The sequence below is a fragment of the Burkholderia sp. Ac-20392 genome, assembly GCF_017104585.1.
Lineage (GTDB): Bacteria > Pseudomonadota > Gammaproteobacteria > Burkholderiales > Burkholderiaceae > Burkholderia > Burkholderia lata.
Genome location: NZ_JAAGPB010000239.1, coordinates 1 through 12,885, shown reverse-complemented (window position 1 = coordinate 12,885; position 12,885 = coordinate 1). Strand labels below are relative to the sequence as shown.

Sequence of the window (12,885 nt, the reverse complement as noted above, 5' to 3'; positions counted from 1 at the left end):
GCCGCGCCGCGAGCGTCCGCCGCGCGCCGTCGTCGCGCCGAACCCGGTCCCGCCGATCACGTACCCCGAAAGCCTGCCCGTGTCGGGCAAGCGCGACGAAATCGCGCGCGCGATCGCCGGTCATCAGGTTGTCATCGTCTGTGGCGAAACCGGCTCGGGCAAGACCACGCAGCTGCCGAAGATCTGTCTCGATCTGGGCCGCGGCCTCGGCGCCGGCGGCACGGGCCTGATCGGCCATACGCAGCCGCGCCGCCTCGCCGCATCGTCCACCGGCCGCCGGATCGCCGAGGAACTCGGCACGCCGTTCGGCGAAGTGGTCGGCTACAAGGTGCGCTTTACCGACAATCTCGCGCCGGGCGCGTCCGTGAAGCTGATGACGGACGGGATCCTGCTCGCCGAGACGCAGACCGACCCGTTGCTGAAGGCGTACGACACGCTGATCATCGACGAGGCGCACGAGCGCAGCCTGAACATCGACTTCCTGCTCGGCTACCTGAGGGAAATCCTGCCGAGGCGGCCGGACCTGAAGCTGATCGTCACGTCCGCGACGATCGACGCTGATCGCTTCGCGCGCCATTTCGGCACCGACGAGCGTCCGGCGCCCGTGATCGAGGTGAGCGGGCGCCTGTATCCGGTCGAGATGCGCTACCGGCCGGTGGCCGAGGATCGCCCGGCCGTGAAGCACGCCGAAGGCACCGCCGGCCGCGATCGCGTGAAGACCGCGCGCGAAGCCGAGCGCGACCTGATGGACGCGATCGTCGACGCGGTCGACGAGCTGTGCCGCGAAGGCCCCGGCGACGTGCTGGTGTTCCTGCCCGGCGAGCGCGAGATCCGCGAAGCAGCCGAGGCGCTGCGCAAGCACCACCCGCCGCACACCGAGATCCTGCCGCTGTTCGCGCGCCTCTCGGCGGCCGACCAGGACAAGGTGTTCAAGGCGTCGAACGCGCGCCGGATCGTGCTGGCGACCAACGTGGCCGAAACCTCGCTGACGGTGCCGGGCATCCGCTACGTCGTCGATACGGGCCTCGCGCGCGTGAAGCGCTATTCGTACCGGAACAAGGTCGAGCAGCTGCAGGTCGAGTCGATCTCGCAGGCGGCCGCGAACCAGCGCGCGGGCCGTTGCGGCCGCGTGGCCGACGGTGTCTGCATCCGCTTGTACGAGGAAAGCGACTACCAGGCGCGCGCGCGCTTCACCGATCCGGAAATCCTGCGCTCGTCGCTCGCGTCGGTGATCCTGCGGATGAAATCGCTGCACCTGACGGCGATCGAATCGTTCCCGTTCCTCGAGCCGCCGCCCGGCCGCGCGATCGCGGACGGCTACCAGTTGCTCAACGAGCTCGGCGCGGTCGACGACGACAACGCGCTGACGCCGCTCGGCCGCGAACTCGCGCGGCTGCCGCTCGACCCGCGCGTCGGCAGGATGATTCTCGCCGCGCGCGACCAGCAGTCGCTGCGCGAGGTGCTGATCATCGCGAGCGCACTGTCCGTGCAGGATCCGCGCGACCGTCCGATCGAAGCGCAGGAGCAGGCCGACCAGGCGCACCGCCGGTTCGCCGACGAGCGTTCCGAATTCCTGCAGTGGCTGAAGATCTGGGCGTGGTTCGAAGAGGCCGTCGCGCACAAGAAGTCGAACCGCCAGCTCGTCGACGCGTGCCGGCAGAACTTCCTGTCGCATCTGCGCCTGCGCGAGTGGCGCGACGTCCACTCGCAGCTGCTGACCGTCGTGCGCGAGCACGGCTGGCGGCTGAACGAAGTCGAGGCGACCTACGAACAGGTCCATCTGGCCCTGTTGACGGGCTTGCTCGGCAACCTCGGCATGAAGGCCGACGACGATCCGCACTATCTCGGCGCGCGCGGGATCAAGTTCTACCTGTGGCCGGGCTCCGTGCTCGCGAAGAAGGCCGGCCGCTGGGTGATGGCGGCCGAGCTCGTCGAGACGAGCCGGCTGTACGCGCGCTGCCTCGCGAAGATCGAGCCCGAATGGGTCGAGAAGATCGGCGCGCACCTGCTGAAGAAGTCGCTGTCGGAGCCGCACTGGGAAAAGCGCCCGGCGCAGGTCAGCGCGTACGAGCGCGCGACGCTGTACGGGCTGCCGATCTACCACCGCCGGCGCGTCGCGTTCGGCAAGCAGGATCCGTCGCGGGCGCGCGAGCTGTTCATTCGCGGCGCGCTGGTCGAGGGCGAGTTCGACACGAAGCTCGCGTTCTTCGCGCACAACCGCAAGCTGCTCGCCGACATCGAGCAGCTCGAGCACAAGTCGCGCCGGCAGGACGTGCTGGTCGACGACGAGCTGATCTACGCGTACTACGACCAGGCGATTCCGGAAGGCATTCACACGGGCGCCGCGTTCGAGCGCTGGTATCGCGACGAAGTGAAGAAGGGCGGCCAGCCCGAGGACAAGCTGCGGCTGCTGTACCTGTCGCGCGACGACCTGATGCGCCACGAGGCAGCCGGCGTGACGACCGAGCTGTTCCCGAAGCGCGCGACGATGGCCGGCGTCGAGATGGCGCTCACGTATCACTTCGAGCCCGGCACGCCACGCGACGGCGTGACGCTCGCGGTGCCGCTGTATGCGCTGAACCAGGTCGACGCGCGCCGCTGCGAGTGGCTCGTGCCGGGGATGCTGAAGGAAAAGGTGCAGTTGCTGCTGAAGTCGCTGCCGCAGAAGCTGCGCCGGCATTGCGTGCCGCTGCCCGAGTACGCGGCCGGCTTCGTCGAGCGGATGGGGCGCGAGCGCTTCGGCGCGGGCGGGCTGGTCGAGGCGCTGATCGCCGACGTGCGTGGTGAAACGCAAATCGCGATGAAAACGGCCGACTTCAAGCTCGAGACGCTGCCCGCGCACCTGTTCATGAACTTCAAGGTGATCGACGAGCACGGCCGCCAGCTTGCGATGGGGCGCAATCTTGCGCAGCTTCGCCAGGAGCTGGGCGCGCAGGCGCAGCAGCAGTTCCAGAAGATCGCGGCGGCGTCGACGATCGCGGCCGGCGGCGATGCCGATGACGGCCAGCCCATCGGCCAGGCGCCGGCGCCGGCCGCCACGACCGGTGCCTCTGGCCGCAACGCGAAGGCCGGCAAGGGCGCGGCGCCGCAGACGGCCGCGCCGGCGGAAGCCGGTGCGACGGCGCTCTACGAGAACCTGACGACGTGGAATTTCGGCAAGCTGCCCGAGCTGCTGGAGATCCGCCGGCGCGGCCAGACGCTGTACGGCTACCCGGCGCTCGTCGATCGCGGCACGCATTGCGACGTCGAAGTGTTCGATTCGCCGGAGGAGGCCGCGCGCATCCACCGGGCCGGCCTGCGGCGGCTGTTCGCGCTGCAGCTGAAGGAGCCGATCAAGTTCCTCGAGAAGAACCTGCCGGGCCTGCGCGAGATGGCGATGCAGTACATGTCGCTCGGCACGCAGGACGAGCTGCGCGACCAGCTGATCGACACGGCGCTCGACCGCGCGTGCCTGCAGGATCCGCTGCCCGACGACGACGCGAGCTTCCACGCGCGCCGCGACGAGGGCCGGAGCCGCCTGAACCTGCTCGCGCAGGAAATCGCGCGGCTGGTCGGGCAGATCCTGGCCGAATACGCGGGGCTCGTGAAGAAGCTCGCGCAGGCGAAGCCGTTCGCGCAGGCGCATGCGGACCTGCAGCAGCAGCTTGCCGCGCTGGTCGGCAAGCGCTTCGTGATCGATACGCCGTACGCGCAACTGGCGCATTTCCCGCGCTACCTGAAGGGCATCGCGCTGCGGATCGACAAACTGAAGGCCGATCCGGCACGCGACGCGAAGCAGTCGACCGACCTGCTGCCGCTGGCCCAGCAGTACCAGCGCGCGGTGTCGCAGCGCGGCGGCGTCGCCGATTCTCGGCTCGCGGAATTCCGCTGGCTGCTCGAGGAACTGCGGATTTCGCTGTTCGCGCAGGAACTGCGCACGCCGATGCCTGTCTCTGTCAAGCGTCTGCACAAGGTCTGGGAGTCGATGCAGCGCTAGCGCAACATCGGTTTCCCGGGCCCGCACCGGCGGCCGGCCCCGGCCGGCCGCGCGGCGCCTGCCGCGCCGGCCGACCGGGCCGCCGCGGCGTGCGTCGAAGTGGCGCAATGCCGGCTTCGGTCAACCGGCCGGGTCGGTTGAACGTTTTACAATGACGGTTGTTCCTCGACGTGAGTCTTCATGCGCACTTTCCTTTCCCTCGGCCGCACGCTCGCGCTGGCCGCCGCCGTGCTGGCGCCCGCCGCACACGCGAATAACGTCATCATCCTCAATTCGGCCGAAGCGACGCTTTCCCTGATCGATCAGCAGACCCGCCAGGTCGTCGGCACGATGCCGACCGGCAAGGAACCGCATCACCTGATGGCGACGCCCGACAATTCGTCGCTGATCGTTGCAAATTCGGTCTCGAACAGCCTGATGTTCCTCGATCCGAAGACGGGCAAGCTGCAGCGCACCGTCGAAGGGATCGACGATCCTTACCAGCTCGGCTTCTCGCCCGACCGCAAGTGGTTCGCGGCGGCCGGCCTGCGACTCGACCGCGTCGACATCTACGGCTACGACGGCCGCGACCTGAAGCTCGTGAAGCGCGTGCCGCTCGAAGTCATGCCGAGCCACCTGGCATTCACGAAGGACAGCAAGACGCTGCTCGTGTCGCTGCAGGTCTCCGGCGAGATCGCGGCGATCGACCTGCCGACGCAGACGGTCAAGTGGAAGATGAAGGTCGGCAAGGTGCCGGCCGGCCTGTGGCTCACGCCGGACGACAAGTACCTGCTCGTCGGGATGACCGGCGCGGATTACGTCGCGGTGGTCGACTGGCGCAACCAGAAGGTCGTCAAGCAGATCTACACCGGCAAGGGCGCGCACAACTTCCGCTCGCTCGCCGACGGCACGCACGTCGCGGTGACGAACCGGGTCGCGAACACGATCAGCATCATCGACGAGAACACGCTCACCAACGTCGGCGACATCACCGGCCTGCTGCCGGGCCCGGACGACATGGAGCTGTCCGCCGACAAGAAGACGCTGTGGGTGACGTTCCGCTTCGCGAAGAAGGTCGGGATCATCGACCTGGCGTCGCGCAAGCTGGTGCAGACGATTGCCGTCGGCCGCTCGCCGCACGGCATCTATTTCTACGACCGCGCGCCGTGGCGCGCCGCGAACGGCGCGTGACGGGCGGGGGAGAACGATGCTGCACCTGATCGATGCATTCGTATCGGACATCCAGACCTGGCTGTACGTCGACGTCGTGCAGCCGCTCCTCTTCAAGTTCAACCTGATGGACTATGACGAGGACACCTACGACGCGCTGTACTGGGTGATCGTCGGCGCGCTGCAGATGGTCCTGATGTTCGTGCTGCTGCGCCCGCTCGAGGCGCTGCTGCCCGTCGAGCGCTGGACGAACCGCCGTGCCGTGCGGGTCGACGTGATATACACGGCGATCGCGAAGCTCGGCATCTACTCGCTGTTCTTCTTCTTCGCGCTGCAGCCGCTGTTCGACAACTTCCAGGCGTGGCTGCGCCTGCACGGCGTCGCGAACCTCAACCTCGACTACCTGTGGCCGGGCGTGACCTCGAAACCGATCGTCACGTTCGCGATCTATCTCGTCGTGCTCGATTTCGCCGGCTACTGGTATCACCGCTGGCAGCACAAGTTCGGCATCTGGTGGGAGCTGCACGCCGTGCATCACAGCCAGCGCCAGATGTCGCTGTGGTGCGACGACCGCAACCACGTGCTCGACGACGTGATCCAGTCGTGCTTCTTCGCGGCGATCGCGCTCGTGATCGGTGTGACGCCGTCGCAGTTCGTCGTGCTGACCGCGTTCACCAACTTCATGCAGAGCATTCAGCATACGAATGCGCGGCTGCCGTTCGGCTGGCTCGGCGAGCGCCTGTTGGTGAGCCCGATCTTCCACCGCCGCCACCACGCGGTCGGCTACGGCCACGAAGGCACGAAGTACGGCTGCAACTTTGGCGTGCTGTTCCCGTGGTGGGACATGATGTTCGGCACCGCGTCGTGGAGCCGCACGGTCGAGCCGACCGGCATCCGCGACCAGGTCGAGGGCGTGTCCTACGGCGAAGGCTTCTGGGCGCAGCACGGCCTCGCGTTCGTGCGGATCTTCCGGCGCCTGTTCCCCGCCAAGCGCGGCGCGGCATCGGCCTGATCCGGCCATTTTCACGTTGAGCGGCTCTCCCACGCGGCCCGCATGTGCTTTGGCGCATGCGGGCCGCGTGGTTTATCCTTTCCCCGTTTTTCTCCGTCGATACAGGCTCGCATGAACGACCTGCTGCGTTCCTTCGTCCGCGCATTGGCGAGCGCACTGCATCCGCGCATGCTGTGGCTCACCCTGATGCCGTTTCTCGTCTCGGCCGTCCTGTGGGGCGCCGTGCTGTGGTTCTCGTGGCAGTCGCTGCTGGACCTCGCACGCGGCGCGCTCGACGGCTTCGTGCTGACGGCCATGCTGTACCGCGCGTTCGACGCGATCGGCATGTCGCAGCTGCATGCGGTCGTCGCGCCGTTCGTGGTCGTGTCGCTCGCGATTCCGCTGATCGTCCTGACCGTGCTGCTGCTGATCGCGACGATTTCGATGCCGGTCGTGATCAAGCACCTGTCGAACCGGCAGTTCGCGGCGCTCGAGGCGAAGCGGGGCGGCACCTTCTTCGGCAGCGTGTTCAATTCGCTGGGCGCAGCGATCGCCGGCGTGATCGTGCTCGTCGTCACCATTCCGCTGTGGCTGATTCCGCCGTTCTTCGCGCTGCTGCCGCCCGTGATCTGGGGCTGGCTCACGTACCGCGTGATGGCTTACGACGCGCTCGCGCTGCATGCGAGCCGCGACGAGCGCCGCGCGCTCGTGCGGCAGCACCGCTGGCCGCTGATCGGCATCGGCGTCGCGACCGGGCTGCTCGGCACCGTGCCGACCTTCGTATGGGTATCGTCGGTCTGGATGATGGTGCTGTTTCCATTCGTCGCGGCCGCCATGATCTGGGTTTACGCTTTCATCCTCGTCTTCTCGGCGCTGTGGTTCGGGCATTACTGCCTGCGCGCGCTGGAGGACCTGCGTGCGAGTTCGCGCGCCACCGCAATCGACATGGGGCAGGCATGAGCATCGGCATCATCATCATCGGCGACGAAATCCTTTCGGGCCGCCGGCAGGACAAGCATCTGGCGAAGGTCATCGAGCTGCTCGGCGCGCGCGGCCTCACGCTCGACTGGGCCGAATACGTCGGCGACGATCCGGCGCGCATCACGGCGACTCTTGCGCGCGCGATCGCGTCGGGCGACATCGTGTTCTCGACGGGCGGCATCGGCGCGACGCCGGACGACCACACGCGCCAGTGCGCGGCGGCCGCGATCGGCGTGCCGCTCGAGCTGCATCCGGAAGCGAAGGTGCTGATTTCGGAGCGGATCCGCGAAACGCACACCGATCCGGCCACACCGGTCGATTTCGAGTCACCGGAGAACCAGCACCGCTTCAACATGGGCGTGTTCCCGGTGGGCGCGACGATCATCCCGAACGGCTACAACCGGATTCCCGGTTTCTCGGTCGGCGACCTGCACTTCGTGCCGGGCTTCCCGGTGATGGCGTGGCCGATGATCGAATGGGTGCTCGACACGAAGTACGCGCACCTGCATCACGCGACGCCGCACGCGGAGCGCTCGCTGTACGTGTTCGAGCTGCCGGAATCGACGCTCACACCGCTGATGGAGCGCATCGAGCGCGATTTCCCGGGCGTGCGCGTGTTCAGCCTGCCGAGCGTCGGCGATGCGGAGCGCGGCGGGATCTATGCGCGCCGTCACATCGACCTCGGCGTGAAGGGCGAGCCCGAAGCGGTCGCGGCCGCGTACGTGAAGCTGCGCGAAGGCGTGCACCTGCTCGGCGGCGACGTCGTCGAACCCGATATGCCGCGCACCTGAGCGGCCCCTCGACCGGTCGCACAAAAGCCACGGGCCGCGCAACGCGGCCCGTCATCGGCATGTCATCGCCCGGCTCGACGATGGGGTCGTCGCAACCGGCCGGAGCGGCGTGCCGTCAGGCGCCGATCCACGGCAGTTTTCGGAAGCACCAGCCGTCGACCGTCTTGCGATGGCCTTCGGCGTCCTTGGCGCCCTCGAAGCCTTCGAGCAGGTCGAACGCCTTCGTGTAGCCGGCCTGCGTGGAGGCGACCGCGGCGAGCTTCGAGCGCGCGGCGCTGCGGCACAGGAACAGGATGGGCGTATCAGCCGGGAGGGCCGCCTTCAGTTCGTTGACGAATTCGGCGTTCGGCACGCCGCCCGGGTAGCGCGTCCACTCGAGGTGCAGGTATTGGCCGTCGCCGACGAGCGGGCGGCCGATCCAGTCGAGTTCGGCGCGGGTGCGCACGTCGACGAGGCGAGCCGACGGATCGAGCTGCAGCAGTTCGAAGGCCTCGGCCGGCAGCAGCGCCCCGGCGTAGTTGAGCGCGGCTTGTGCGCGGCGTTCGTCGGCCTTCGCGTAAAGCTGGTCGAGCGTACTCATGGCAGGGAGTCTCCTATCGGTCAAACGAACATTCTAGCGCGGCGTCGCGGCACGGATGTCCGCGTGGAGTACGGTGCGCGCACCCCACACGCGTTCACCAAAAGAGTGCAGAATGGCGCGCATGCACCAAAATGATTCCGTGGGCGCGGCGTGCTCCAACGATTGCACCATCGCGGTGCTTTCGGTGGCCAGGCGGTGCGAGGCCGGGCCCCGGAATCGCGCAGCACAGCCCCGTCGCGACGAGCGCTGGCGCGATTCGCGCCAATCTTGCGCATAGGTGGCACGGAAGCTGCTTTATAGGATTCGGTCGAATCGGGGCGCGCTGCGCCAAAGCAAGACCCCGGTCAGCTCGATAAACGAGGCGGTTCCCAGTCCGCCGGAATTGTTCAATCAGGAGAAGAGGTTATGAGTAAAACCGTCGCCGACGTCATGCAGCTCGTGAAGGACGAGGACGTCAAGTTTGTCGATTTCCGCTTCACGGATACGCGCGGCAAGGAACAGCACGTGTCGGTGCCGGTTTCGGCGTTTGACGAAGACAAGTTCGAAAGCGGCCATGCATTCGACGGCTCGTCGATCGCCGGCTGGAAGGGCATCGAGGCGTCGGACATGCTGCTCATGCCGGACCCGAACGCCGCCTTCGTCGACCCGTTCTATGAAGAGTCGACCCTGGTGCTGACCTGCGACGTGGTCGAGCCGGCTGACGGCAAGGGCTACGAACGCGACCCGCGTTCGCTCGCGAAGCGCGCGGAAGCGTACCTGAAGAGCACGGGCATCGGCGACACCGCCTACTTCGGTCCGGAACCGGAATTCTTCATTTTCGACTCGGTCCAGTGGAGCACGGACATGTCGGGCTGCTTCGTGAAGATCAACTCGGAAGAAGCGCCGTGGTCGTCGGCCAAGGAATTCGAAGGCGGCAACACGGGCCACCGTCCGGGCACGAAGGGCGGCTACTTCCCGGTCGCGCCGGTCGACACGTTCCAGGACATGCGTTCGGAAATGTGCCTGCTGCTCGAACAGCTCGGCATCCCGGTCGAAGTGCACCACCACGAAGTGGCGGGCCAGGGCCAGAACGAAATCGGCACGAAGTTCTCGACGCTGGTCGAGCGCGCCGACTGGACGCAATGGTCGAAGTACATCATCCATAACGTCGCGCACTCGTACGGCAAGACGGCAACCTTCATGCCGAAGCCGATCGTCGGCGACAACGGTTCGGGCATGCACGTTCACCAGTCGATCTGGAAGGACGGCCAGAACCTGTTCGCGGGCAACGGCTACGCCGGCCTGTCGGAAATGGCGCTGTTCTACATCGGCGGCATCATCAAGCACGCTCGCGCGCTGAACGCGATCACGAACCCGACGACGAACTCGTACAAGCGTCTGGTCCCGCACTTCGAAGCGCCGGTCAAGCTCGCCTACTCGGCACGCAACCGTTCGGCATCGATCCGCATTCCGCACGTGTCGAACCCGAAGGGCCGCCGTATCGAAACGCGCTTCCCGGATCCGATGGCGAACCCGTACCTGTTGTTCTCGGCACTGATGATGGCAGGCCTCGACGGGATCCAGAACAAGATCCATCCGGGCGAAGCAGCGGACAAGAACCTGTACGACCTGCCGCCGGAAGAAGATGCAAAGATCCCGACCGTGTGCGCGGGCCTCGATCAGGCACTCGAAGCACTCGACAAGGATCGCGAGTTCCTGACGCGCGGTGGCGTGTTCACGGACGGCATGCTGGACGCGTACCTTGCGCTGAAGGAGCAGGAGCTGGCGAAGTTCCGCATGACGACGCACCCGATCGAGTTCGAGATGTACTACTCGCTCTAATCGGCGATGGCGCTTCGATTCAGCGCCGTCATGCCGGTTCGTTCCCGTCGCGCGGCCTGCGGCGGGAACGGCGGAGTCTGAAAGGGGCGGCGTCCAGCCGTCCCTTTTTTGTTCCGGTGATTTCCATTTCTGGCCCGTAGAGGCGCGACAAGCACGCAGATGGTTCTGAAGAATCTGATCAAGGCGAAAACGGGGCAGCCCGAGCGACTGACGGACGACGAGCGGCTCGCACGCTCGGGCCTGCTGGCGGGGCTGGAAGCGCTGCCGACGGTCGTGATCGTGCTCGACCGCAAGACGCTGCGGATCGCGTTCGCGAACCCGTCCGCCGAGGCGATGCTCGACATCTCGCGCCGGCAGCTCGCGCAGCGGCCGTGGGGCGAGATTTTTCCGAATGCGAACGAGCTGGCATCGACGATCACCGCGATCGGCGAGGAACGCTTTCACGCGACGCACCTCGATACCGTGCTCGACCGGCCCGGCCGCGAACCGCTGCACGTGCATGCGATCGTCGGCTTTCTCGAGACCTCGCCCGATTTCGTGCTGGTCGAGCTGTTCGAGAACGAGCGGCAGTCGCGCACCGATCGCGAGGAGCGCATCCACGACCTGACTGCGGTCAACAAGCAGCTGATCCGCAACCTCGCGCACGAGATCAAGAATCCGCTCGGCGGCATTCGCGGCGCCGCCCAGCTGCTCGAATTCGAGCTTGGCGAGCGCGAGCGCGGCGAGTTGCGCGAATACACGCAGGTGATCATCAAGGAGTCCGACCGCCTGCAGACGCTCGTCGACCGGTTGCTGGAGCCGCACCGGCATCCGCACATCGTCGGCGACGTGAACATTCATGAAGTGTGCGAACGCGTGCGCGCGGTGATGCTCGCGGAATTCCCGCGCGGGCTCACGATCGAGCGCGACTACGACGTGAGCGTGCCGGACCTGCGGGGCGACAAGGAGCAACTGATCCAGGCGCTGCTCAACATCGTGCGCAACGCCGCGCAGGCGCTGCGCGAACGGATCGCGCAGGGCGACGCGAAGATCGAGCTGCGCACGCGCATCGCGCGCAAGGTGACGATCGCGAAGCGCCTGTACCGGCTGGCACTGGACTTGCACGTGATCGACAACGGGCCCGGCATTCCGGAGGAAATCCGCGACCGGATCTTCTACCCGCTCGTGTCCGGGCGCGACGACGGCAGCGGCCTCGGCCTCACGCTGGCGCAGACGTTCGTGCAGCAGCACGACGGGATGATCGAGGTCGAAAGCCGGCCTGGACGTACCGAATTTCAGATCCTGCTGCCGCTCGACCATTGAGCGGCGGCATGGCGATTCACCAGATTCACCAATATCTGACCGACCTATGAAGCCGATCTGGATAGTAGACGACGACCAATCGATCCGCTGGGTGCTCGAAAAGGCGCTCGCCCGGGACAGCTTCGCGACGAAGAGCTTCGCGAACGTGCGTGACGCGCTGGCCGCGCTCGACCACGAGACCCCGCAGGTGCTCGTATCCGACATCCGGATGCCGGGCGGCTCGGGCCTCGAGTTGCTGCAGGCGATGCACGAGCGCCTGCCGGGCCTGCCCGTCATCATCATGACGGCGTTCTCCGATCTCGACAGCGCCGTTGCGGCGTTCCAGGGCGGCGCGTTCGAATATCTCGCGAAGCCGTTCGACGTCGACAAGGCGGTCGAGCTGATCCGCCGCGCGGTCGAGGAAAGCCTGCGCGGCGGCGCGCCGCAGGACGAGCGCGTGGCCGAGGCGCCCGAGATGCTCGGCCAGGCGCCCGCGATGCAGGACATGTTCCGCGCGATCGGCCGCCTGTCGCACTCGGCCGCGACCGTGCTGATCACCGGCGAATCGGGCACCGGCAAGGAGCTCGTCGCGCGTGCGCTGCACCGTCACAGCCCGCGTGCGAACGGGCCGTTCATCGCGCTGAACACCGCGGCGATTCCGAAGGACCTGCTCGAATCCGAGCTGTTCGGCCATGAGCGCGGCGCGTTCACCGGCGCGCAGACGACGCGGCAGGGCCGCTTCGAGCAGGCCGAGAACGGCACGCTGTTCCTCGACGAAATCGGCGACATGCCGTTCGACCTGCAGACGCGCCTGTTGCGCGTGCTGTCGGACGGGCAGTTCTATCGGGTCGGCGGCCACAACCCGCTGCGCGCGAATGTTCGCGTGATCGCCGCGACGCACCAGAATCTCGAATCGCGCGTGCGGCAGGGGCTGTTCCGCGAAGACCTTTACCACCGGCTCAACGTGATCCGGCTGCGCCTGCCGCCGCTGCGCGAACGCAGCGAGGACATCGCGCTGCTCACGCGCCACTTCCTGCAGAAGAGCGCGCGCGATCTCGGCGTCGAGCCGAAGCGCGTGTCCGACGAAGCACTGGTGTATCTCACGTCGCTGGCGTTTCCCGGCAACGTGCGCCAGCTCGAGAACCTCGCGAACTGGCTGACTGTGATGGCGCCCGCGCAGACGGTCGAGATCAAGGACCTGCCGCCCGACCTCGTGCCGGCCGGCGCGCCGGTGGTCGCGACGGGCGACGGTGTGGATGCGCACGTCAGCGGTGGCGATACGGCGCTCGGGCAACCGGCGATCGGTGCGGCGCCG

The 12,885-nt window shown here is 67.1% G+C and carries 9 protein-coding genes; 8 read left to right on the top strand and 1 reads right to left on the bottom strand.

The genetic code is table 11. The features are described 5' to 3' along the window. Positions 1-55 precede the first annotated feature (55 nt). From hrpA to G3N99_RS23640, 5 genes are all read left to right on the top strand, one after another. Positions 56-3,976 (top strand): ATP-dependent RNA helicase HrpA, encoded by a 3,921-nt coding sequence (hrpA, locus tag G3N99_RS23660; RefSeq protein ID WP_206123602.1) that lies wholly within the window; start codon positions 56-58, stop codon positions 3,974-3,976. Between the two features lie 180 nt (positions 3,977-4,156). Next, a complete protein-coding gene (locus G3N99_RS23655) occupies positions 4,157-5,146 on the top strand; it encodes a beta-propeller fold lactonase family protein (protein ID WP_027786950.1) in 990 nt (329 codons plus the stop codon). A gap of 16 nt (positions 5,147-5,162) precedes the next feature. Next, positions 5,163-6,137 (top strand): sterol desaturase family protein, encoded by a 975-nt coding sequence (locus tag G3N99_RS23650; protein ID WP_174941825.1) that lies wholly within the window; start codon positions 5,163-5,165, stop codon positions 6,135-6,137. A 111-nt stretch (positions 6,138-6,248) separates the two neighbouring features. After that, entirely contained in the window at positions 6,249-7,076 is an 828-nt protein-coding gene (locus G3N99_RS23645) for an EI24 domain-containing protein (protein ID WP_206123601.1), read from the top strand. After that, a complete protein-coding gene (locus G3N99_RS23640) occupies positions 7,073-7,888 on the top strand; it encodes a molybdopterin-binding protein (protein ID WP_206123600.1) in 816 nt (271 codons plus the stop codon). The genes G3N99_RS23645 and G3N99_RS23640 overlap by 4 nt, the downstream gene beginning before the upstream one ends. A gap of 115 nt (positions 7,889-8,003) precedes the next feature. On the opposite strand, the gene G3N99_RS23635 is transcribed toward G3N99_RS23640, so the two are convergent. After that, the gene (locus tag G3N99_RS23635) at positions 8,004-8,468 is read right to left on the bottom strand and encodes a rhodanese-like domain-containing protein (RefSeq protein ID WP_174941830.1); all 465 of its coding nucleotides are present in this window, start codon (positions 8,466-8,468) and stop codon (positions 8,004-8,006) included. Between the two features lie 405 nt (positions 8,469-8,873). On the opposite strand from G3N99_RS23635, the gene glnA reads away from it, so the two are divergent. From glnA to ntrC, 3 genes are all read left to right on the top strand, one after another. Further along, positions 8,874-10,289 carry a type I glutamate--ammonia ligase gene (gene glnA, locus G3N99_RS23630; RefSeq protein WP_011352587.1) on the top strand — a complete coding sequence of 472 codons (1,416 nt, stop codon included), beginning with the start codon at positions 8,874-8,876 and terminating at the stop codon, positions 10,287-10,289. 159 nt (positions 10,290-10,448) lie between these two features. Continuing rightward, on the top strand, positions 10,449-11,591 hold the full coding sequence (gene glnL, locus G3N99_RS23625; protein WP_166960338.1) for a nitrogen regulation protein NR(II): 1,143 nt from the start codon (positions 10,449-10,451) through the stop codon (positions 11,589-11,591). A gap of 46 nt (positions 11,592-11,637) precedes the next feature. Continuing rightward, a partial coding sequence (gene ntrC, locus G3N99_RS23620; RefSeq protein ID WP_206123599.1) for a nitrogen regulation protein NR(I) occupies positions 11,638-12,885 on the top strand: 1,248 nt, incomplete at its 3' end.